Here is a 20,608-nt window from a genome sequence, read left to right as displayed (position 1 = left end):
CGATTTCAAGTTTCGGGCCGTTTCCTTGGAAACCAAGATCACCCCTGGAGGGGTCATGGACTCTGTCATTCTTCCCGAGCTACCCACCTACCTGTTCGCCCCCACCCTGGCGGGCCTGCTGTCGCTGCTGCTGACGTTCGGCCTGCCGCTGCTGGCGGCCCTGTTCATACGGACGTCGTGGTCGGCGTTCCGCAAGGGCCTCGTGCTGCTGGCGGTGGCGGCGATCAAGACGTTCCTGGAGGCGTGGCTGATCGCGGTCGAGGCGTCGGTGGCGTTCAACTTCGTCGAGGTCGGCTACGCGGTGCTGGTGAACTTCGGCGTGGCCGTCGTCTTCTACGTCGGTCTGCTCCGGGACACCGGTGTGCAGCGGGCGGCGATCTCGGGGGGTGTGGTGAAGGACCGGGTGATCGACGGCGAGTACCGCGAGCGTCCGGCTTCCTGATTCCTCCCCGGAGGCGGGTGCCGTTTTCTGCCGCCACTCCCCAGGCGGACGGCACCCATGTGGGCGCCCCACCTCATCGGCCTTCGGGCTGGTGGGGTGGGGCGCTTCTTCTCGTGCTGGCCCGGCATCTACTGCTGACGTAGTGCGGCGACCGCCCAGTCGAGTTGGGGGCACCCGCTTGGGGTGCACTGCCGGCATGTGCCTGGCGCCCAGCCGGGACCCGACTCCGACGGGCGGTGCTGATTCACTGTCAGTTCGGCGGCGGTGTCCACGATCTCCGGGCTCACCGGCTGGTCCATGCGCGTCACCGCCCACCGTCCACGGCCGCCCGTAGCGCCACTTCGGACGCCAGGAACTCCAGACACCACGGGACCGCGCAGTCCGCCTCCGGCCACGCGCATGTCACGTCGTGGGCGTACACCCACATCCAGCCGGTGGTCAGCGACTCGTGGACTTTCACCACCCGAACGTGGTGAATCACGTCGCCGACCGAACCGGGTCGCAACTGCCACTTGCCCGGACGTAACTCGACGACCGTCCCGGCGGGCAACTCCACCGCAGTCACCGCGCACCCGTCACGCCAGCCGCATCAGCCAACGCCACCACGAGGGGATCGGGCTGCGTGGACCGGCGTAGCACGGTCTCCAGCATCTCGCGGGCTGCCGGCCGGACCCGAACCTCCGCCGGGGCAATTCGGTCCGCCTCCAGCAGCGCACGCCCGGCTGCCTTCAGGTCACCGGTATGCGCGTATCCCCGGGCTGCGTCAACGAGGTGATCTGCTCGGGTCCCGGGCGGCAATTGCTGATACCCGGGGTGGGCTCGTGCCTTCTCGTGCACGGCGACCGCTTGGCCGCTTTCGCCCAGCTCGACGGCTGTGGCGACCCGCACCCCATCTACTAGTGCCGGGCCGAAAACCGTCCAGTAGTCGTTGCGGCCTTCACCGACCCGGTCGGCAGCATCGGCGGCCTGCTCGGTCAGTTCGCTGACGGCCTGGTCGTCGCCGAGGGTGGCAGCGGCCATCGCGGCTTGGAGGAGGAGGCTGCCGTACACGGACAGGTGCTCTGGGTTGGCGTTCAGTGGGTCCGGCGGCGCCAACCTGTGGGCGACGGTGACGCACAGTTCGAAGCCCCGGCGCGGCTGGCCCATCTCGCGGACCACCCCGCCGAGCGGGACGGCTGCGCGTGCGGCGAGCAGCGGATCGTCGGTGGCGGCGCTGACCGCTATGGCCCGGTCGGCTGCCACCCACGCCAAGTGCGGTTCGCCCACCTTCCGCAGCAGTGCGGCGGTGATCTGGTATGCCTGGCTCATCAGCAGGGCGGACTCGCCGGCGTTGACCATGCACCGGTGCCGCTGCGTGTCTACGATCAGCCGTGGCAGGTCGGTTAGCAGCCGGTCGAGCTGCCCGTGTTGAAGGGCCAGCCAGGCGTGTGCGGTTGCCTTGCGGAGGTCGCCCGTTGTCGTTGGGCGGTGGGCGGTGGTGTCCACGTCGTCGTACCGGGTGAGAACGTCGCGGATCTGCTCCACCTCGGGCGGCGCTTCGGCGGTCGTCTGCGAAACGCCTTGGGCGGCGGTGACGAGCTGCCCGACGTCGATGCGGAGAGCGTCAGCGATGTCGGCCAGGACCGACCATTTGTCGAGCCGGCGTACCCCGCGTTCGACCTTGTCGACCCACGATTTCGACTTGCCGATGCGGTCGGCGAACAGTTGCTGCGACAGATTCCGTCGGGCACGCCAGTACGCGACCCGTCGCCCGATCGGCACCGAGTTGTGGTCAGGGCCGGTCACGTCGCTGCCAGACGGGTACAGCCTGGGTGGGGTCGTCGAGCGGAGTCCGTTCGGCTTCGGCCAGGTCGAGGATCCGCTGCTTCGCTGCCTCGTGTTCGGCGGCCTGGGCCTCGGCCCCGGTTGGCCGGTCGGGTTCCTTGCGGGTGCGTCTGATCATCGCTGTCCCCCTGCAACTCTGGTGGCCGGGGACGGCTACTCAGGCGCGTGCCCCGGAGGTTGGGGGCGACGGTGGCTGCACACATCGCTGGATTCGGATGGACCACCGCCGCCCGTGATCAGCACGTTACGGCTGGTCACGGGCGGCGATAGGGACGGTTTGTACCCGAGGGGGAGCTACCCGAGGTCGATCGCTAGCGCGAGTTCACGAGCGTCCTCGCCGACGGTGCCCCGCCGGTCGACCAACTCCATGATCGCCATCCGCGCGTGCGGGCGGTGCCGCACCGTGTCCAGGGACTCCCGCACCGCCCGGCCCAGCAGGTGCACCACGGCGACGTCCTCGCCGCGCAGAAGGTGTGCCCGCGCCGCGTCTACCAGGTGCGTCGCCCGGCGGGTGCGCGACGGCAGCGACGAGTAGTCGGTGTTCGTTGCCCGCCGGATCGCCTCACCGGGCCGGACAAGGTCAATTTCGACGGTCACCCCGTATGCGGCGACCACCGTCGGCCCGAACATCAGCCACGGATGGGCGTAGCCACTACCGAGGCGGGTCGCGGCGTCGTCGGCGGCGTCCCATGCCCGCCACGCCTTCCCGTCCCGGCCCCGCTTGCTGTGCGTCAACGCGATGCCGAGCTGAGCCTGCCCCCACCGCGCCAACTGCTCGCCGCCAGCCGACGGATCGAGCATCCCGGCGGCGTCGACCAGCACCTGCTCGGCGGCGTCCGTCCGGTTCGACGACCGGAAAACGTGGGCGTAGTACCAGGCGGCGGCGGACATCGCAGCCGGGTTGTCGGCGTCCTGCGCGGCGGCCATCGCTCGGTCAGCGGCCAGCCACACCAGTTCGGAGTACGGCTGGTTGGCGGCGAACAACTGGACGAGGTGGTACACCCGGGCCAGCTCGACGAGGGCGGCCCGCCGGTCGGTGCCGTCGAGGCGGCGGGCGGACGTCCGGGCGTCGTCGAGCAACTGCGGCAGGACGGCGGCAACCGCCCCGCGTTCGGTGCTGGACTGGTGCCATAACGTCCACGCCTGGTCGACGAGGCCACGCAGCACGACAGCAGGGACAGGATCACCGGCCGGGGCGGTGGTGCGCTGCATGGCGGCGGCCACCTGGTCGACGTCGGGATGCCCAGCGCGGGTCACCGAAGCGACGGGCAGCGGATGGGCGCCGGTCAGGTCGGCGAGGTCGGTGATGTCGAGGACTTCGGCGAGACGCAGCATCATCGGCAGACGGGGCGGCAGTAGCCGGCCCCCTTCGATGGCTTTGACCCATTCGGCGCTGCGGCCGACGAGTCCGCCGAGGACAGGGCGGGTGAGGCCGGTGCGTTCCCGGTGGGCGCGGAGACGTTGGCCGAAGGTGCTGCTGGCTGGTTCGGTCATGGTCGGCTCCCAGGTAGAGGTCTGGGGCGCCCGCCGGCCTCTACTCCGGCGGGCCGCCACTTCGACGGTACGCCGTATCAACGCGATGAGGGCCACCCTGGTGCGGGGTGGCCCTCATCGCGTCTGCGGTTAGGCAGTGGCGACAGCCCGTGTGGCCGCCGCTTGTTTGGTCACGAACTCGGTCATCTGGTCGCCGGTGTACATGCGCCCGCATTCGGCGCATTCGGCGTACTCGTCGCCTGCCGTCTGCTGGATCTGTGACACCTCGTTGCAGGTGGGGCAGGTGACGCCGATCCACCGTCGGGGTTGGGGTTCGGTGTCGCCGAGCTGGGCGCGGAGGATGCGGCGGAGGTCGTGGAGTTCGGCGGCGGTGTCGCCGATGCCGGGGTGGCGGGTGCATGCGTGGTCGGTGCGGTCGCCTGCGTAGCCGTCGGTGGCTCCGGCGCGCATCCATGCGACGAGTTCGTCCATGGTGGGGACGGGGAGGTGCTGGTCGGGCCAGAGGGTGTCCCGCCAGTCGCGGACGATCTCGTACAACCTGGTGGCGACGGACAGGTGGCCGATCTGGTCCCAGGGGTCGCGGCGGCCGGCGGCGGTGGGGTTGGGCACGCGGGCCGGTGAGGTGAGGTCCACCTGGTCGAGGTTCGCGGGGGTGGACCTGCCGGGTGTGCCGGAGACGTGTGGCTGGTTGGTTTTGCCGGGGATGGTTCCGGCACCGCCGATGGGGGCGAGGGGGTCCGCCCACCGGTGCTCCCCGGTGCGCTTGCCCTGCTGGTCGCGGCGTGCGTACCGGCGCTGGTCGACCTCAGCGGGGTCCGGGTTGACCAACCGGTCGTGGAGCAGCCACAGGTCGTAGACGAGCGTGTCGAAGCGCAGGCGGCATACTTCGCACACCTGGGGGCGGTCGGGACGCCGGGGGGCGAAGCCACGGCGGAAGGTGGGACAGCAGACGCAGGTGTTCGTGCTCAAGGGGTGGCCTCCCGTGGTGCGGCGGTACGCTGGTGGTGGCCTTTGCGGGGCTTGCGGTTGATGCGGTCACGGTGGCGGCCTGGTCCGGGGAGGAATCAGGCCGCTGTCTTCTACTCGGTCATGGACACAGCCAGTCCCACCCGTCGTAGAGGCCCTGCATGATGTCGTCGAACCTGTCACTCAACCAGTCAAAAATCCTCATGCTGGCCTCCATGTCTCCTGATAGCCGGGCAGGATCTGCGTGTTCACGACGACTCCATGATCCTTCGCGGGATGGAATCAGCGACTGCGGCGGCGTCGGCCGTCCAGCCGGTCTTGTGTTGGACCGGTGTTGCGACGTTTCCGCAGCCACAACGCCCGCTCCATCGGGTCGGCTGGGGGCTGCTCGCCGAGCATTGGCTCCAGATGCCGTGCCGCCTCCTGTATTGATAGCCAGACCGTCGCCACCTGGTCGGCAGCGTGTTGCACCGAGCTGCGGAGCGCCTGCCACATCGCGTCCATGGTCTCGTTGACTCGCTGCTGCATCTGCTCCAGGGCGATCGCCTGTGCTACCGACTGCTCGTAGGTGAGGAAGTGGGTTCCCTCCCGCAGGCCCGCGTGTCGAAGAATCTCCGCATCCCGATCGTTCACCATCACCACTTCGTCGTGCCACGTCCGCGTTGCGGAAGCGCCACGGGTGTCGGGTTCGAGGTGGCGACTGTTGCCGAGTTCCTGTTCGAGTCGCTGCCATGTGTCGTGGATGCGTGCGGTCTGCTCGACGCTGATGGTCCCGTCGGGTGTGCCCATGTCGGTGAGGTCGCAGCCGACGTAGCGGTGTCCGTCGTTGAGGCGGAGGTGCCAGACGGTGGGTTCGGATGCCCGGTGGTAGATGCTGGCGTTGTGGCGGCCTTCGCGGATGGCGACGGTTTCGGCGGCGTAGGGCGCCTCAACCGGGATCAGGTTGGTGTCGTCGGCTGCCGTCACAAGGTCGGGTCGCCAGCGCATCGGGGTGGCGTACCAGCCGGATTCGCTGGTGTCGGTGTCTCGGGAGATGTGGGTGGGTTCGCAGTCGGCCGAGCAGTAGACCGAGCCAGGACGCGGGTCAGCCCCGCATGGACAGAGGTTGTTCACGGCGGCGTTGATGCGGGACAGAATGTCGGTCATGCTGTCGTCTCACTTCGGCGGATCGGGTGTTCGGCGGCTGCGTCAATGGCCTCTTGCTGCCTACCTGCGGAGCATCGCTTACCGGTCACCGTCCCTCCCGGTAGTCAGGTGCGGTCAGTTCATCAATCTCGGTGCGCCACTGCGCCTCACCGCAGCGCAGGCAAGGCGGGATAAACCTGAGGGCCGCGCATTCGATGGCGCTGAACAGCAGTTGCGCCCCGCAGAACCCGCACCAGTGTGGGTGGATGCTGCGAGGGTCCGTGCAGCCATCGCCGGGTTGCCCGCTCATTGCGGCCCCCATTCAGTTCGGTAGCCGGGCTCGGCCGAGAACGCGGCGGCCAGCAGACGCACTGTTGGGCACGGATAGTCGTACCAGGTTGCGTCGTAGTAGGGCTCCTCCGCGCATACCGAGCAGACGGTTCGGGTTCCTGCGGTGTTTGGCGAGTGCTCGGCGAGGATGGCGCGCATGGCGGCGATTTCAGCGAGCCGGGCCTGACATGTCCGCTCGACTTCGGGCCATCCGTGCCAGCCTGGGATGTACCTCCCGAGCAGTTTCGGGTCTCGCAAGGTGAGCGAGGTCCGTTGGGCTTCCACGAGCAGTTCGCGGGTGCGGGTTTCGGCGGCGTCGATCTGCTGGCTGAGCCAGTAGGGGAGTTCGCCGGTCACGAGCGTTCACCGCCCATCGCCCCGATGACAGATGTCGGCTCCGGTACCTCTTCCGATTCGCGGATGGTGCCGCAGCCAATCCAGTCGTACTCCATGCCGTCCGGTGGCGGCCCGGGGCAAGCCTGCTGCCAGCCCTCCGGCCAGCAGTGCTCGCAGAAGGTGAATCCGCATACGAGACAGCGGGGACCGTTGTGGGTTCGTCCGTTTGCGTCACCCGAGTCCATGACGAAGTTGTCGGGTCGCCCGCTGGCGTCGGCCTGCCATCGGTGGGTCACGGCGAGGCTAGCCCTTACTTCTCGGCGCGGAGACGGGCCGCATGATCCTGGGCGGCTTTCAACACGCGATCCTTGTCCACCCCACGGAAGGCGGGGTAGCCGGGTCGCCACGACCAATCCTCGAAATCGGGGTGCCGCTCGAAATCCCAGCCGTCCCGCGTGTAGTGGTAGGGCTCGCCCGTGCGCGTGTTGATGTCAACGTGGTGCACGGCTACCCGCTTCGGAAGTTCTCCTGGGCTGAGAACGGGCAGCTCGGTGTAGTCGTCGCCGACACCGGCCTCTACCGCCGCTTTGGCGTCTTCTTCCCGGTCGTAGGCGATGAGTACCCGATATGACGAGTAGGCGCCATCGGTGACGATGTAGATGGTGCGCCGCCCGTCAGTCACTGCTGCCCCACATCTCCTGATAGCCGGGACGTGCGGCGTACGGCAGTGCCTCGACTCGCAGCAGTCCGTACGCCACCAGCGCGTCGCCCTTGTATGCCTCTGCCGCCCACGGGCCGTCGACCCTCGTTGGCGGGTTTTCGAGCATGCTCTCGATGAGGCGGAGCCGGCGCCGCTTGGCCTCCACCTCGCGTAGCGCGCGGTCCGGGTCGTTCAGCGCCATGTGTGCCCCGATGGCGTCCGGGTTGATGTAGCCCGGGTTCCGGAACGCCGGCATCCGTTCGCTGTAGTTGTACTGCTCGGTGTCGTAGAGGGTCATGCTGGCGATCGACCAGTGTTCGTCGTGGAGCGTCCACGCGCCTACGGTTTCGCCTCCGCTATAGCGCCAGCGTCCACCGTGGGCGGCGGCCTTCGCGATCCGCTCGTCTTCGTCGATCTGTTGGTGGAGCCATTTCACGCGGTCGGTCATTCGGCTCTCCTCCCGTTGCTCAGTGGCAATTCTGCCTGATCAGGATTCGTTTTCTCGTTGAGGTGTTCCCAGGTGTCGAACAGTGACAGCCCGTCCTGCGGTTCGCTGCGCGGCCGGGGGATGCGGGGCGGTGTGAGGCCGTGTTTCCGGGCGCACCCGGACCCCCAGCCCTCGGTCAGGTGACCGGTGGGGACGGGTTTGCCGCACAGGCAGAAGCGGCGTGGGGTCTCGGGTGCGCCCGGAAACAGCGGCAGGGTCATCGGGTCAGGCGGTCGGAAAGTCTCGGCGCTTGAGCTTCGCGTGCCTGCCGTCCGGGTGGTGCCACACGATGCCTTCCCACTCGGGGTGGGCGTGCAGCCAGTCGCGCAGGCTGTCGAAGTCGAGCTTGAGGTTCGCCAGTTCGTCGCTGTCGGCCTCAGCCCGGTAGCCGTGCCGCACCAGCAGGTGTTCCGACACGTTCTCCGGGTTGCCGTTGACGCGCGGCCCAACCAGTTCGTAGGTGGCGTCCACCTGCGGGATTCTGCCGATCGAGTGGTCCACGATATCGCGGGTGAGGGCGTCGGCGTGGAACTTGGCGAACGAGGACTGTTCGATCGGTTCCCAGCCGACGGTCTTCCCGGTGGCATCGTCGGTCATTACGGGGCGGTAGCCGTTGGGGGTCTTCTTGCCGGGCTTCACCTCGCGGCGAGCCCACCAGCGGATGCCGTCGAAGAGCACGCAGGTGCCGTCGTACTTGCGGGTTGGGGTGCCCTCGCCGTCGAGCACCCACCGGCAGTCGGGGTGCACTTCGGGGGTGACGTGCCGCAGGTCGTTCGGGTTGCGGCGGAAAAGGGTGGGGATCTTTCGCATGACCTTTCCTTTCGATTCGGGTGGCGATCAGTCGGCGGTTGCCGTGTCTGGCACTGGCTCGATCTCGTGCTCGGGCACACCGAGCATCGCGGCGATGCCTTCCCCGGCGGATTCGATGCCTCGTGCGAACGCCCTGTGCATCGCGGCGTGCCTGCTGTCGCGTTCGTTGCCGGTTCGACCGCGTTCCTGCGTCCGCTGGTAGGCCTTAGCGGCCTGGAATTCGTTGGCGCGGCGGCGGATCTGCCAGTGCAGGTGGGTGAGGGTTGCGGTCCAGGCGGCGTCGGCTGCCGCGTTGAAGGCCGCGCCGGTGCCGAGTCTTTCGTGGTCGGTGTAGGCGCGGGTGAGGGCTTCCCGGACAGCGTCAGGGGCGGCGGAACCGGCTGAGTTCCCCTGTGCCGGGTTGGGGGATGCAGGGATGCCCGGTGGGGCCGGTTCGGCGCTGTGCGAGCCGCACAGCGGGCCGGGCGGGGTGTCTCTTCTCGACGCCAGCCACCTGTTGTGGAGTTCGGTGATGTGCCGGGCGACCGCGCCGTCGCGCACCATGTCCGCGACCATCAGCCCACCGTCGGCCGGACCACGCCCGTCTGCGGTGATCGCGTCCCCACCGACCTCGTCGTTGCGGATCCACTCCCACGGCCGGTTCAGGACGACAGCCGTGTTGGGGGTGTCGGTCTGGTCGAGGCGGCAGCCGTCCCCGGCGAGGGGCAGGCAGATGGCGTGCATGCAACCTGCTGGTGAGGGTTGTTCCTCGGTGGTGAGGTCGTAGGTGCCGAGGTCGAGGGATTCGCGGGTCATCCCGGCGATCAGGTCGCGGCGTTGGGCGTGGTCCGGATCGGCCTGGTTGACGGCGGTGACCGTCGGGCAGGGCCAGGTGGCGTCGCAGCGGCACCACACGGTGCCCTCAGTCGCCGGGTCACCCGTCGGGTAGTGGATGGCCCGCAGCTCGGCGGTCAGGGTTTCGAGGCGGGAGTTAGGCACGTCAGGCTGCGGCTGGTCGGCGTCTACCGCGTTGAGGACGGCGGTGGTGATGTACTGCCGTTCGGTGAGAGACACGAACCGGCCGACCGTGCCGAGTGCCTTACTGAGGGCGTTGAACGCGACCGCGTAGCGGCGCTGCACGCCCGCGTACGGAGGGAGCCTGGGTGTCGCAGTCACGGCTTCACCTCGCCGCCCGTGTCGAACGTGACCACCGACCACTCCGGTGTCTCGTCGCACTCCACGGCGGTGACGATCGGGAAGCCGTGGTGCATGCCGATCAGCTCCAACTGCCCGACCAGCGTGGTGAGCACCGTGTACCGCGCCGAGGTCGCCCCGACGGCTGAGGCGGCGGCGAGGGCCATGTCGATGCGTCCGGCCTGGTATCCGGCGGTGAATGCGTCGTCGTCGTAGGGGCCACCGTTGGAGGTGCAGGCGACGAACGGGAACACGAGTTCCATGCCGTCGCGTTCGGGCTGGTCCATGGAGTCGGTCACGGAGTCTCCTTGATGGGTTGGTCGTGGCAGGCGCACAGGCAGGTGGTGCCGTCGTTGCGGCATCCGTCCTCGTGACTGGAATGGCGGGGCACGGCCAGTTCGTTGTCGTAGCCACGGCATTTGGCGGAGAGGCCGTGGAGGCGGGCTTCCTGTTCGGCTTGGGCGAGAATCCGCCGCCGGTGGTCTGCTCGCAGCCGTGCGCGGGTGCTCGCGGCGAGCGGATGGCCGGTCACGAGCCGTCCTCCACGAGCCGCCACGGGGTGGTGTGCTGGTGTCGGTGGACCAGTTCTGCGGTGCCGCGCCATCCGGGGTTCTCGGCGCGCTTGCGGGTGTGCCAGTCAACGCGGGCCTGCGCGCGTTCGCGGCTGACTGGCGGGTCGGATTCGTCCGCGAGTTGCCCGTCCTGGTAGAGGCGGACCCCCCACTGCTCCACCGTGTCGGTGCCAGCGGGCAGCAGGGCGGCGAGCTGGTCCCGTTCGGCTTTGACGGCGTCGAGGTGTGGAGTGCGCCGTCCCTGGGTGCGGATAGCGGGGGCGGCGGCGACCAGAATCTGGGCGACGTAGTTGTCGAGGAACGGGCTGGGTGTCGGGTCGGTCGTCTCCGTGTGTCGTATGGCATCCCAGCCGGCGTTGATGGCGGCCCGTGCCGCCGCCTCGCCGATCAGGTGGGCGAGCTGCTGGGCGGGGGTGAGCGTGTCGGTCATGGCGGGTGCCTCCTCAGGCGTTGATCAGGGGTTCGGATGAGGTCGGATGCAGTAGGGCGGCGAGACGCACCCGGGACGGCATCGTCACGGTCTGCGCCTCAGGGTTGACGTGGATGACGGGCAGCCCCCGCAGGTTGGCCTTGACGAGGGCGGAGTGGGTGCCGCCCCTGAGCTTCGACGGACGCCACACCGCCACCACCGCGCCCCCGGCGTCTTCGGTCGCGGCCAGCATCCCGTCGTTGCGCCGGTGCAGCAGCTTCACGGCCACCCGCTTCCGGACGCCCTCAGCCAGGCCGGCAAGCGTCCCGTACACCACCTCGGCGTCCGCCAGGGCCCGCAGCCGCTGCCACTCGGCCACCACCTGCGGGTTGTGCCGCCACGGGTCGGGCTGCTCCAGCATCGGAATGTGCGCCACGTAGGGCACCTCGGCGAGGTGCAGGGACTGCGCCCACCACATGTCGGCGCCCAACGCCATGCCGGTGATGCCGGCGGTTGTGCCGTGGTGGTCGCGGACCTTCGCGGCGATGCGGTCGAGTTCGGTACGCACCCAGTCGGCGTCGGGGATGTCCTTCGGGCGGTGGCCGGTGACCATCACCGTCGGCCACACCGGGGCGGTCACGACAGCGTCCCGTTGATCAGCGCGAACCGAGGGCGGGCAGCCGTACTCGACGTTCGCTGCACAGAAAACGAACTACCTGTGTCGCCCAAAACCACGCGCAACTTGGGACGCGCCGACCCCATCTGCTCCGGTGGGGCAGTCCACGACTCGTCCAGCTTGACCCACAGGGCTGGCCAGTCGATGTCGAGGAAGTGTCGAGCCAGCCGACCCCCTGCATTGGCGGGAGGTGGGGGAGCCTCGGTCGCAGCTACGACAGCAGCGTTGACCTTTCGCTCCTGCTGAAACCAGTCGTGGTGCTTTCGGCACGCTCCAACCAGCCGCTTCCGGCCCGTCTCAACGTCGGTCAAGTAACCCCACGTGTAGCTACCCTTCCCACACGATGCCCTGCGGACCATCGGCCCGGAGCATCGGGGACGCGCCCATGCAGGCAGTTGCTGATCAACCTTCGGGTCGTAGCGGCGAATGTCGTTCTTCAACACCTCAAACACTCGACGCCAGTCCGGCTCGGCAGATGGCGCTTCCACCATCTGGCCGTTGAAGGCCAAGCCACGGTCCATGTTGAGCGGGAACAGGTCTCGGGCGATGTCTGGTAGCTGCCAGGTGGAGGTGCCGTCGTTTACGGCGGGCTTGGGCAGGTGTAGGTGGATTGCGCGGGCCAGCCACATGCCGACCAGCAGAAGATCCCCGGTTACCTCAGGATCCGCTACCAATGCTTCGACGCATCGGTGGTGGGCGCGCAGAGCGGGGTAGCTCATCTCGGTCACGACGGCACTTCCCCGGCGTGCAGGTCCAGGGCGCGCTGAGCTGCCTCACCCCGGCGGGCCGCGTACTCCAGCTCGGCGCGCACCTCGGCCAGCAGATCCGTGTAGTCGGCGTACTCGTCGCCCACCGGCACCTTCAACGTGCTGTCCCGCTGGTCACGGCCGGGCCAGGCGAGGCGCACGTACTGGCCTGAGCGTTGGCCGACCACCGTGAACCCGGCGGAGCAGAGAGCAGACACCATGCGGGTGCCGTCATTCTCCACCGCGCTCACGCCGCGTTCCGCCTGCACGACGGGCCCGTCCGCATACCATTCGAGACGCCGCACCACGGGATCGACACACGTCGCGCGGTGGTGGTAGACCTTGCCATCGACCTGCGGGCAACTACACGGGGCCGGCGTTGTATCCGGCTTACACGAGCGGACTGAGTCCGGGGTGTGCTCGTTCACGCTTCCACCTCCGGCTTCTGCTCGGTGGGCTTGTCGAACTTGCACACGGTTACGGTCGGGGCACCCCGCCAGTAGGTGTGGGACGCCGGGCACAACTGGCAGGCCAGGATGTGACCGGCAACCCCCGGCCTGGTCGGGAACGCGCACGTGACCGCCTGGTTCTCGGTGACTTGCCCGCTCATGCGGCAACCTCCATGCGCTCATCGTGCTTCGATGTCTCGGCTGGCGGCGGGCAGTCGGCCGGGGCGTGCCCGCACGCACCGGGCAGCAGGTGAGTCACCTCGTCGCGGGACGCCGTCACCCGGCCGTCCGGGCGGAAGACGACCTGGAAGCCGTGGCGGGTCAGGAACTCGGCGGACAGCCACACGCCGCAACCGGTCACGCCGACCGCCTCGGGGCGGGCAGGGCGCGAAGCTCACCACGACCGCCCAACGCAGGGGTGTCAGCCGGGCCGATCCGCTGCCACGTCCAGTCCCACGCCGCACCCCACGACGTGAACCATCGGCGGCCACACCGGGCGTGGTGGTAGAACGCCATCAACGTGTCCCCCTGCGTCACCGTGGCGTGCGGAACCACCGTGCCCGTGAAACCGGAACGCAGGCACACCTCGCATCCGTCGGCGAACGGAGGCCACTTGTCCCTGTGCTCACCAGAAATCTCGAAGGAAACAGTCATGTTGGTTCGCCTCCTCAGACGACGGCCATGTCAACGAAGCGGGAAAGGTGCAGCTGGGCGGCCATCGTGATGACCTTGGTTTCGCTGTTACGGCTCTTGGCGACCACGAAGTCCACCTCGCCGCGACGGGGCGAGTCCTTGTCGTAGTAGTCGGGCCGGTTCAGCAGGATCACCACGTTGGAGTCCTGCTCGATCGACGACGCACCCTTCAAGTCGGTCAGCTCAGGGGTCTTGTCGGCGCGCATGCTCGGGTTCCGGTTCAGCTGCGCGGCGGCCACCACCGGCACGTCCAACTCCATGGACAGCCGCTTCAAGTCGGGGCTGACGTTCTCCATGATCGCCGTCCGCTCGACGATCCGGTCGTTGGACGGCGACACCAAGTGCATGTGGTCGACCATCACGACGTCGAGTCCGGGGCCGCGCTGCTGCTGCCGGCAGTGGTAGGCGATGTCTTTCACCCGCATCGGCGCCTTGTCCATCAGGAACAGGGGGGCGTTGGCCATCGGGCCGATGGTGGACATGACGCGACTCCAGTCGCGGTCTTCGAGTTTCCCGTCGCGGATGAGGTGGTGCGGAACCTTCGACTCGGCGGACAGGATCCGGTCGAAGATTTCCTCCTTGGACATCTCGAAGGAGAAGAACGCCACGTTGAGGCGCTGCCTGATGGCAATGTGCCGAGCGATGTCGACGAGTGCAATCGACTTGCCCATGCCGGTCGCCCCACCGATGGTGATCAGCTGCTTGCGGCGCAGCCCGCCGATGAGTTCGTCGAGGTCGGTGAAACCGGTGGGGATACCTGGCGGCCGGTTGGCGCGCTGTTCGATGTCGTCGAGGCCGGGGTTGATGAGTGACCCGAGGTCGGTCATCTCCAGGACGCGCCGCCGGGGTTGCGCCTTCTCGATGAGGGACTGGGCGAGCACGGCGAGATCTTCAACCTCGCGGCTGGGGGAGGTTGCCGCCTGCACCAGCTTGATGCCGGTCTCCTCGAATGTGCGGCGTTCCGCACAGTCCGTGATCCGACGTGCGTACCAGCTGAGCTGGGGGGCGAGCGGGGCATTGGACACGCATTCGCTGAGGTAGGGGCCGCCGCCGAGTCGCTGGAGGTCGCCCCGGTCGGCGAGGATTCCGGCGATCGCGATCGGTTCGGTGGGGTGCCCGTCGGCGGCGGCCTGCATGATCGTGCGGAAGATCTCGGCGTTCTTCGGGCTGTAGAAGTCCTCGCCGCCGAGAAGATCCGCCACCTTCTCGGGGGCTTTCGGGTCGGACAGCATGATTCCGAGGACGGCCTGTTCGGCACCCAGGTCGTAGGAGGGTGCCCGGTCTCCGCGCTGCTGCGCGGTGTTGATGTCGGTGGTCACTGGGCGTCCTTCCGGTATGACGCGGCGGAGATGAGGCCGACGCCGGTTTTCGCTGCGGTGGCGGCGAGGGTTTCCAGCTGTTGCTGGCTGGCTCCTTCGGCGTGGAATGCCGCCGCCTGCTGGGTGATGGTGATCAGGTCGAAGGTGCTGAGGTGCCCGTTGTGGTGGCGTCGGTAGGCGTCGAGGGCTGCGGACACGGCTGCCGGGGTGGTGGTCGCTTCGGGTTCGGCGGGGACGCCGGCCCGGCATTGGGGGCAGAGCATGGTGCCGTGGGTGGGGTGGAGTTCGAGGCCGGCGAGGGTGCCGTGTTCGCACGCTGGTGTGGTGCGTTCGAGGTGGCGGATCTGGTCGTCGACCTTTTTGGCGCGTTCTTTGCGCATCTGGTCGTACAGGTTGGTGAAGCCGGTGTTGGCGGCGACGCCGCGCAGGTAGCCGATGTTCTTGCCGGGCCACACTTTGCGGGCCAGCTTGTCGATGGCTTTGGCGTCTGCGTGGGTGGCGTCGAGGTAGTCGTTCTCGCGCAGCCAGGTGAGGATCACCTGTTCCCGGTCGGTGATCTTGACGTTGGTGGTGGCGAACAGTCCGCCTTGATGCCCAACGTGAGGGGTGTTGGAGGGGATGAGTTTCTTCCCCGGCTCTTGCCCGTTGTTCAACCAGCCGGGGGCGACGATGGTGCCGCGCTGCGCCGGGATGGCGGGGGTTGAGGGTTGAGGGTTGTGGGTTGAGGTACGTACTACTTCTACTTCAGTAACCACAACCCTGTCAGAAGTGCCTTCTTCCGGCATGGGCCTTGCCGGATTCCGGTATGGCCTATCCACCTGCGGAAACAGGTTTTCCACAACTTTGTCCACAGGGGTGCTGTCGGGCTGGTTCGGGACGCTCGGGAAGGCAGTCTCCACTCTGGCAGCCACCCCGAGGAACGCCTCGTCGGGAAGCTCCACCGGATCCTCCCGAGTCCAATCGGCAGGCAGGCCCAACCGCACGAACTCGACCGCCAACACCTGACGCAGCGTCCGAGACTCGATCTCCCCGGCCGCCGCCTCGATCACCATCCGGCGCTTCTTGTTGTTGTAGCCGTTGTCGTGCCGCACGAACGAGCGGACCAGTAACTCCTCATGCTCGGCATCCATGGCCACGAACCGGTCGGCGGCGAGCTGCCGCAGCCCGGCCCGGATCGACTCGGGCGTGCTGTCCTTCGCCATGCCCGCCCACCGGCCGATCGTGATGGGCAGCACGCCGGCGGCGGTGATGTTCTTCTGCGTGGCCAGCAGCAGGTAGAGGCGCTGGCTGCGTTCGTCGAGGGCCCGCCATTCGGGGTCGCCCCAGATGGCGGTGACGATGTTGGCGTAGTTGCGGGACATCAGGCGGGTTGCTCCAGTTCACGCCGGGTGCTGGTAGGGGTGTTGGGTGCCGGGGCGTCGGACGGGACCGCCCCGGCACCAGATGTCGTCATCGTCCGGGCGTATCCACACCGTCGCGGGCGGACGTGAGCGCCAGATCCATCAGCCGGTGCTGCTCGACGGCGTCGTAGAGGTCGGCGGTGGCGCGGATCGTCGCCTCGTGGTTGCTCTCCTCGTGCGCCTCGGCCCACGTGTGCGCGGCCCCGACGACGGGCTTCTGCGCGAACACCTGCTCGCGGAGCTGCTGGTTCTCGGCCCGTAGCTGGCGGATCTCGGCGGCCATCTTCGGCACGTCGGTCCGGGCGTGGGCGATGAACTCGGCGTCGGCCTCGCGCCCGATGTCGGTTCGCAGCCCCTCGGGCAGTTCGCGGGCGGGCCGCTCGTCCTGGTTGATGTCGCCGGGCTGGCCGACGGCGATGACGTAGCCGACTCCCCGGTTCCATGCCCACCACGGCCCGTCAGTGGCAGCGTTGGCGCGGGCCTCTGCGGCGTCTAGGTCCAGCACGTCGGGGCTGGCGGTGGGCTTGGGCGGCTCAGGGATCAGCTCGTCCTCGCTGATCACCTCGACGTGGGTGAGGTTGATGCACCCGGAGACGCCGTGGAGCCAGACGACGGCGGTGTGGCCGCTCAACACCTGGGCGGGGGTGCGGGTACGGCCGGTCCTTCCCGCCCCCTCCCGGACGCCCGTCCAGTAGCGGACGGGGGTCTCGACGGGGTGAATGGAGTTGAAAGCGTTGGCGGTGGCCTGAGGGTCGGAATCAATGGTCATGAGGCGCCTCCCTCTGATTGGGGCTGGCTGAAAGTGGGTGGGCGAACACGGAGGCTCCGCCCGACTCGGGTACAGTATGGCACATGCATGTTCCAACACAAGGATCGCGATCGGAGGTTGCCATGAAGGTGAGAGGTGAGGATCGCGACACGCTCATCTGCGACACTTGGACCGTGGACGACCCCGTACTGCGAGCCCGCGCAGCCCTGGACCGGGCGGAGGCGACCTTCAAGCGGCGGCGTGACGAGCTGGCGACCGAGGTCGCCGAAGCGGTCCGACGTGGCGAGAAGCTGTCCCACGTCGGCGCGAAGGCCAGGTACACGCCGGAGCACGTACGCCGGATCGCCCGAGCCCATGGCATTGAGGACTCGACGGGGCGGGAGCCGCCGCCGCCTCGCCGTTCCCGCGCCACGTCTGAGGACTAGGCCACCTGCTCGATCGAGCCCGGCGCCTCCGCAGCGTCGGGCTTTCGTGCTGCCCATCAACGGGCACCCCCACGCCGTTTCGCCACCGTCCGGGTATGCCAGTGACCGGCGCACGGGTACGGCTCCATCAGGTCGAACTGGTGACGGCAGTTGCCGACCTTCCCTGCGGCCAGGGCGGCGTCGATGCGGTCCCGGTAGCGGAGCTTGCAAGGTGTCGCCCCGGTAGGCGATCTCGTCCACGCCTTGCGCCGCCCACCGTGTTCGGACGCGTTCGCGTGCGCTGAGGGGGAGTTGGTGGAGGGACATGATGTGGAGGGGGACGGCGGCTTCGAGGGCGGTGGCGAGTAGCGGGTTGGTGTTGAGGGGGCTGACGCTCATTCGGCGATCTCCGTCTATGGGTGGGGTGGAATGGGGTGGGGCGCGGCCTGCCGTGACAGCAGAACCGCGCCCCGTCTCAGCAGGTCAGGCAGGGTGGATCAAAACGGGGGATCCTCGGCGAAGTTGCCGCCACCGGTGCGGGCCGGCGAGGGACTGCCGGTCGACCACGGGTCATCACCCGACGCTCCACCGGACCCCTGACCGCTGCCGCCGCCGGACCGCTGCATCTTGGACACCTTCGCGGTGGCGAACTTGAGGGACGGCCCGATGCCGTCGATCATCAGCTTCGTCGCGGACCGCTTCTCACCCTCGCGGGTCTCGTACCGCTCGGTCTTGAGCCGGCCGTAGACGACGACCTCCATGCCCCGAGTCAGGGACTCGGCGACGTGCTCGGCTTCCTGCTTGAAGACGGTGCCGTCCACGAACAGGGTGTCCGAGTCTTCCCACTGACCCGTTTCCTGGTTCTTACGGCGGCTGTTGAAGGCGAGACGTACCCGGCACACGGCAACCCCGGACGGGGCGAAGCGCAGCTCCGGGTCGTCGAGGAGTCGTGCGGTTCCGAAGATCGGGGGAAGGCTCATGCTGCGTTCCTTTCGTTCGTGGCTGTGCAGCGGTTGGCGGCTGCTTGGATGCGTTCTGCTTTGGCTCGGCTGATGCCGAACTGGCTGGCGAACCGCTTCGGTCCTGCCGGAAGACCTGCACGCTGCCGCCGCCACGCCTGCCACACCTCGACCTGCTCCCGTTCGCTGAGCTGCCCGAGTGGGCGGCGCCGGTTGAGGGCGCGGTCGACGGCTGCGAAGTCGACTACCTGGGCGGGTGCGACGGTGAGGATTCGCGCGACGGTAGTGGGGTAGGCGCGGGTTTGGGTGCCAGCGGCGATGCCTGTGACTGCGTCTCGGCGGACTTCGGCGGCGTAGGCGATGTGCCGGTAGCTCATGCCGTACCGGTCGTGGAGGACGGTGATGTGGTGGCGTGCTGGGGTTGTGTCGGCGTAGCCGGGGTTGAGCTGCCCGTAGGCGATCTGCCGATAGCGGGTGCTGCGGCGGGTGCGGGATCGCTCCCGGCACGGTTCGCAGCCGGCGACGTAGGTGCGGTGGTTGTCGCAGGTGCCGCGAAGAGTTGTGGTGTGCATCAGCGGGACACCCGGATCGGCATGATCAGGTACCGGTAGCTGCTGGTCGGCTCGCCGTCTTCCCCAGCAGGGCTGATCACAGCCGGCTTGAACGCATCCACGAACTCGATGCGGGCGTCGGCGCTGGCGAGGTGGGCGAGGCCGTCCAGCAGGTAGGCCGGGTTGTAGGCGACCGTCAACGCCTCACCGCCGCTGTACGACCCGATGGGCAGTGACTCGGAGGCGCGGGCTTCTTCGGCGCCGCCGGCCTCGACGGTGAGGACGCTCTCGCCGGGGGTAAACGTGAGTAGGACGGGGGTGGTGCGTTCGGCGACCAGGGCGACCCGCTTCACCACCTCCATGAGGGGCGCGACGGGCAGCACCGCGTGTGCGGTCACCTTGTCGGCGTCGGGGAACAGGGATCGGACGGGCGGGTAGTTGGCGCCGTCGAGCAGCCGGGTGGTCATGCGCCTGCCGCCAGCCTCGAAGCCAACCATGCCTTCACCGGCGGTCTCACCGCCGATGGCGATGGTGATCGGGTCGACCCCGACGGCGAGGGTCTTCGCCACCTCCGTCAGCGTCTTGGCGGGGATGAGGATCTGGCCGGTGTGGTCAGCAGCGGCTGGCTGCCAGGTGAGTTCGCGGACGGCGAGCCGGTACCGGTCGGTGGCCAGCAGCGCCATGGAGCTGCCCGAGAGTTCGAGCCGGACGCCGGTCATCATGGGCAGGGTGTCGTCGCGGCCCGCAGCGACGGCGGTCTGGGTGACGGCGGCGGCGAACGTAGCGGTGTCAACAGTGCCGACCGCCGTGGGCATGACTGGCAGGCTGGGGTAGTCCTCCACCGGCATCGTGGGGAGGGTGAAGCGGGCGGAACCGCACACCAACTCCAGGTGTGTGCCGGCCGTGGTCAGGTCGACCGGCTTGTTCGGCAGGGACTTGGTGATCTCCGCAAGGAGTCGACCGGACACCAGCACAGTGCCCGGGTCGCCGCCGACAGCGGACAGGTCGGCCTGCGTGGACACCTCGTAGTCGAAACCCTCAGCCGTCAGGCTGGTGCCGTCGGCGGTGAGCTTCACACCGGCGAGTACCGGCACCGATGGGCGTTGGGGGATGCTGCGGGCGACCCAGCCGGCGATGTCGGCGAGGTCGTTCTTCTCGACGCGAACCTTCATGCGGTGACCTCCCGGTCGGTGTGGTTGGTGGGCCAGGTGCGCCAGCCGATGTGGCTGCGCGAGGCGGTCGGACCGCGCTGGCCTTGGTAGTGGGAGCCGACGCCGCTGCTGCCGTACGGCCAGCGGGCGGGTCCGGTGAGCTGGAACAGGCAGAGTTGCCCGATGCGCATGCCCGCGTGCAGCAGGATCGGCCGGGGGGCGTGATTCACCAGCTCTAGGGTGATGTGCCCAGAGAAGCCGGGGTCGATGAAGCCGGCGGTGATGTGCGTCGCCAGCCCGAGGCGGCCGAGGCTGCTCTTGCCCTCTACCCGCCCGGCGAGGGTGGCGTCGAGGGTGACGCGCTCCACCGTCGATGCGAGGACCATCCGTCCGGGCATGAGGGCGTAGGCACCCCCGTCCAGGATCTCAACGGGTTCCATCCGCTGCTCGACCGCCGGGTCAATGAACCCGCCCTGGTCGGGCCACACGAGCAGGTGCTGGTCGAGGCGCACGTCGATGGACGACGGCTGGAGCAGGGCGGGCTCGTTCGGTTCGATGATGATCCTGCGGGAGCCGATGGCGCGGGCAATGTCGGTGTCGCAGAGCAGCATCACGAAACCTCCGCGTGGGGACTGCTAGCGACCTCGGTCCCGTCGGGCAGGGTGGAGAGGGCGAAGTCGTCGAAGACGTTCGGGGCGACCCGCTGCAACTGCCGCAGGCACTCCACAGCCAGCTCACGGATCTCCACGTCGGCGTGCTCGGTGGCCCGCATCGCGATGAAGTGCCGCCAGGCCCGGTAGTTGCCGGTGACCACGATCCGGGT

The 20,608-nt window shown here is 68.5% G+C and carries 31 protein-coding genes and 1 pseudogene; 2 read left to right on the top strand and 30 right to left on the bottom strand.

Going from position 1 to position 20,608, the window contains the following annotated elements; all coding sequences use genetic code 11:
- Positions 1 to 55 precede the first annotated feature (55 nt).
- On the top strand, positions 56 to 442 hold the full coding sequence (locus tag ABT336_RS13235; RefSeq protein WP_350896796.1) for a hypothetical protein: 387 nt from the start codon (positions 56 to 58) through the stop codon (positions 440 to 442).
- 304 nt (positions 443 to 746) lie between these two features.
- Here ABT336_RS13235 and ABT336_RS13230 read toward each other — a convergent pair whose 3' ends face one another.
- The 25 genes and pseudogenes from ABT336_RS13230 to ABT336_RS13115 all read right to left on the bottom strand — a co-directional run bounded on the left by ABT336_RS13230 (position 747) and on the right by ABT336_RS13115 (position 16,720).
- Positions 747 to 998: a hypothetical protein gene (locus ABT336_RS13230; protein WP_350896795.1), complete on the bottom strand. Its 252-nt coding sequence runs from the start codon at positions 996 to 998 to the stop codon at positions 747 to 749.
- 5 nt (positions 999 to 1,003) lie between these two features.
- Positions 1,004 to 2,227: a helix-turn-helix domain-containing protein gene (locus ABT336_RS13225; RefSeq protein ID WP_350896794.1), complete on the bottom strand. Its 1,224-nt coding sequence runs from the start codon at positions 2,225 to 2,227 to the stop codon at positions 1,004 to 1,006.
- Positions 2,214 to 2,384, bottom strand: coding sequence for a hypothetical protein (locus tag ABT336_RS13220; RefSeq protein ID WP_350896793.1), 171 nt, complete (start codon positions 2,382 to 2,384; stop codon positions 2,214 to 2,216). The genes ABT336_RS13225 and ABT336_RS13220 overlap by 14 nt, the downstream gene beginning before the upstream one ends.
- 176 nt (positions 2,385 to 2,560) lie before the next feature.
- Positions 2,561 to 3,760, bottom strand: a complete 1,200-nt coding sequence (locus ABT336_RS13215; RefSeq protein WP_350896791.1) for a helix-turn-helix domain-containing protein — start codon at positions 3,758 to 3,760, stop codon at positions 2,561 to 2,563.
- A gap of 129 nt (positions 3,761 to 3,889) precedes the next feature.
- On the bottom strand, positions 3,890 to 4,729 hold the full coding sequence (locus ABT336_RS13210) for a hypothetical protein (RefSeq protein WP_350896790.1): 840 nt from the start codon (positions 4,727 to 4,729) through the stop codon (positions 3,890 to 3,892).
- A gap of 279 nt (positions 4,730 to 5,008) precedes the next feature.
- The gene (locus ABT336_RS13205; protein ID WP_350896789.1) at positions 5,009 to 5,872 is read right to left on the bottom strand and encodes a hypothetical protein; all 864 of its coding nucleotides are present in this window, start codon (positions 5,870 to 5,872) and stop codon (positions 5,009 to 5,011) included.
- A gap of 285 nt (positions 5,873 to 6,157) precedes the next feature.
- Positions 6,158 to 6,538: a DUF6221 family protein gene (locus tag ABT336_RS13200; RefSeq protein WP_350896788.1), complete on the bottom strand. Its 381-nt coding sequence runs from the start codon at positions 6,536 to 6,538 to the stop codon at positions 6,158 to 6,160.
- A gap of 289 nt (positions 6,539 to 6,827) precedes the next feature.
- A complete protein-coding gene (locus ABT336_RS13195) occupies positions 6,828 to 7,199 on the bottom strand; it encodes a hypothetical protein (protein WP_350896787.1) in 372 nt (123 codons plus the stop codon).
- Positions 7,192 to 7,665, bottom strand: a complete 474-nt coding sequence (locus tag ABT336_RS13190; protein WP_350896786.1) for a DUF6221 family protein — start codon at positions 7,663 to 7,665, stop codon at positions 7,192 to 7,194. The genes ABT336_RS13195 and ABT336_RS13190 overlap by 8 nt, the downstream gene beginning before the upstream one ends.
- Positions 7,662 to 7,925 (bottom strand): hypothetical protein, encoded by a 264-nt coding sequence (locus ABT336_RS13185; RefSeq protein ID WP_350896785.1) that lies wholly within the window; start codon positions 7,923 to 7,925, stop codon positions 7,662 to 7,664. The genes ABT336_RS13190 and ABT336_RS13185 overlap by 4 nt, the downstream gene beginning before the upstream one ends.
- A gap of 4 nt (positions 7,926 to 7,929) precedes the next feature.
- Positions 7,930 to 8,514 (bottom strand): RNA ligase 1 family protein, encoded by a 585-nt coding sequence (locus ABT336_RS13180; protein WP_350896784.1) that lies wholly within the window; start codon positions 8,512 to 8,514, stop codon positions 7,930 to 7,932.
- Between the two features lie 27 nt (positions 8,515 to 8,541).
- Positions 8,542 to 9,669, bottom strand: a complete 1,128-nt coding sequence (locus ABT336_RS13175; RefSeq protein WP_350896783.1) for a hypothetical protein — start codon at positions 9,667 to 9,669, stop codon at positions 8,542 to 8,544.
- On the bottom strand, positions 9,666 to 9,986 hold the full coding sequence (locus ABT336_RS13170; RefSeq protein WP_350896782.1) for a hypothetical protein: 321 nt from the start codon (positions 9,984 to 9,986) through the stop codon (positions 9,666 to 9,668). Before ABT336_RS13170 ends, ABT336_RS13175 begins: the two co-directional genes overlap by 4 nt.
- Positions 9,983 to 10,219 carry a hypothetical protein gene (locus ABT336_RS13165; RefSeq protein WP_350896781.1) on the bottom strand — a complete coding sequence of 79 codons (237 nt, stop codon included), beginning with the start codon at positions 10,217 to 10,219 and terminating at the stop codon, positions 9,983 to 9,985. The genes ABT336_RS13170 and ABT336_RS13165 overlap by 4 nt, the downstream gene beginning before the upstream one ends.
- Complete coding sequence (locus tag ABT336_RS13160; RefSeq protein WP_350896780.1) at positions 10,216 to 10,689, bottom strand: hypothetical protein; 474 nt, start codon at positions 10,687 to 10,689, stop codon at positions 10,216 to 10,218. The genes ABT336_RS13165 and ABT336_RS13160 overlap by 4 nt, the downstream gene beginning before the upstream one ends.
- 13 nt (positions 10,690 to 10,702) lie before the next feature.
- Positions 10,703 to 11,308 carry a hypothetical protein gene (locus ABT336_RS13155; protein WP_350896779.1) on the bottom strand — a complete coding sequence of 202 codons (606 nt, stop codon included), beginning with the start codon at positions 11,306 to 11,308 and terminating at the stop codon, positions 10,703 to 10,705.
- Positions 11,305 to 12,072, bottom strand: a complete 768-nt coding sequence (locus ABT336_RS13150) for a hypothetical protein (protein WP_350896778.1) — start codon at positions 12,070 to 12,072, stop codon at positions 11,305 to 11,307. The genes ABT336_RS13155 and ABT336_RS13150 overlap by 4 nt, the downstream gene beginning before the upstream one ends.
- On the bottom strand, positions 12,069 to 12,341 hold the full coding sequence (locus ABT336_RS13145) for a hypothetical protein (protein ID WP_350896777.1): 273 nt from the start codon (positions 12,339 to 12,341) through the stop codon (positions 12,069 to 12,071). Before ABT336_RS13145 ends, ABT336_RS13150 begins: the two co-directional genes overlap by 4 nt.
- Before the next feature lie 173 nt (positions 12,342 to 12,514).
- Entirely contained in the window at positions 12,515 to 12,700 is a 186-nt protein-coding gene (locus tag ABT336_RS13140) for a hypothetical protein (RefSeq protein ID WP_350896776.1), read from the bottom strand.
- Complete coding sequence (locus ABT336_RS13135) at positions 12,697 to 12,900, bottom strand: hypothetical protein (protein WP_350896775.1); 204 nt, start codon at positions 12,898 to 12,900, stop codon at positions 12,697 to 12,699. The genes ABT336_RS13140 and ABT336_RS13135 overlap by 4 nt, the downstream gene beginning before the upstream one ends.
- Positions 12,897 to 13,193 (bottom strand): hypothetical protein, encoded by a 297-nt coding sequence (locus ABT336_RS13130; RefSeq protein WP_350896774.1) that lies wholly within the window; start codon positions 13,191 to 13,193, stop codon positions 12,897 to 12,899. Before ABT336_RS13130 ends, ABT336_RS13135 begins: the two co-directional genes overlap by 4 nt.
- 14 nt (positions 13,194 to 13,207) lie before the next feature.
- A complete protein-coding gene (locus tag ABT336_RS13125; RefSeq protein ID WP_502891173.1) occupies positions 13,208 to 14,113 on the bottom strand; it encodes a replicative DNA helicase in 906 nt (301 codons plus the stop codon).
- A gap of 102 nt (positions 14,114 to 14,215) precedes the next feature.
- Positions 14,216 to 14,551: pseudogene (locus ABT336_RS27515) on the bottom strand (DnaB-like helicase N-terminal domain-containing protein); the annotation flags it as partial.
- Entirely contained in the window at positions 14,548 to 15,912 is a 1,365-nt protein-coding gene (locus ABT336_RS13120) for a hypothetical protein (protein ID WP_350896772.1), read from the bottom strand. The gene ABT336_RS13120 and the pseudogene ABT336_RS27515, both read right to left, overlap by 4 nt.
- 88 nt (positions 15,913 to 16,000) lie before the next feature.
- Positions 16,001 to 16,720, bottom strand: a complete 720-nt coding sequence (locus ABT336_RS13115; RefSeq protein ID WP_350896771.1) for a hypothetical protein — start codon at positions 16,718 to 16,720, stop codon at positions 16,001 to 16,003.
- A 173-nt stretch (positions 16,721 to 16,893) separates the two neighbouring features.
- On the opposite strand from ABT336_RS13115, the gene ABT336_RS13110 reads away from it, so the two are divergent.
- Positions 16,894 to 17,145: a hypothetical protein gene (locus ABT336_RS13110; RefSeq protein ID WP_350896770.1), complete on the top strand. Its 252-nt coding sequence runs from the start codon at positions 16,894 to 16,896 to the stop codon at positions 17,143 to 17,145.
- 476 nt (positions 17,146 to 17,621) lie between these two features.
- Here the strand turns inward: ABT336_RS13110 and ssb are convergent, their stop codons facing one another.
- The 5 genes from ssb to ABT336_RS13085 all read right to left on the bottom strand — a co-directional run.
- Positions 17,622 to 18,104 carry a single-stranded DNA-binding protein gene (ssb, locus tag ABT336_RS13105; RefSeq protein WP_350896769.1) on the bottom strand — a complete coding sequence of 161 codons (483 nt, stop codon included), beginning with the start codon at positions 18,102 to 18,104 and terminating at the stop codon, positions 17,622 to 17,624.
- Positions 18,101 to 18,655: a hypothetical protein gene (locus ABT336_RS13100; RefSeq protein WP_350896768.1), complete on the bottom strand. Its 555-nt coding sequence runs from the start codon at positions 18,653 to 18,655 to the stop codon at positions 18,101 to 18,103. Before ABT336_RS13100 ends, ssb begins: the two co-directional genes overlap by 4 nt.
- On the bottom strand, positions 18,655 to 19,806 hold the full coding sequence (gene dnaN / locus ABT336_RS13095; protein WP_350896767.1) for a DNA polymerase III subunit beta: 1,152 nt from the start codon (positions 19,804 to 19,806) through the stop codon (positions 18,655 to 18,657). Before dnaN ends, ABT336_RS13100 begins: the two co-directional genes overlap by 1 nt.
- A complete protein-coding gene (dcd, locus tag ABT336_RS13090; RefSeq protein ID WP_350896766.1) occupies positions 19,803 to 20,396 on the bottom strand; it encodes a dCTP deaminase in 594 nt (197 codons plus the stop codon). Before dcd ends, dnaN begins: the two co-directional genes overlap by 4 nt.
- On the bottom strand, positions 20,396 to 20,608 hold a 213-nt coding region (locus ABT336_RS13085; RefSeq protein ID WP_350896765.1), incomplete at its 5' end, for an FAD-dependent thymidylate synthase. The genes ABT336_RS13085 and dcd, both read right to left, overlap by 1 nt.

It is taken from the genome of Micromonospora sp. NPDC000207, from assembly GCF_040300925.1.
Classification (GTDB): domain Bacteria; phylum Actinomycetota; class Actinomycetes; order Mycobacteriales; family Micromonosporaceae; genus Micromonospora.
Note: the sequence above shows the minus strand (reverse complement) of the source record. Positions and strands in the feature narration are given on the sequence as shown.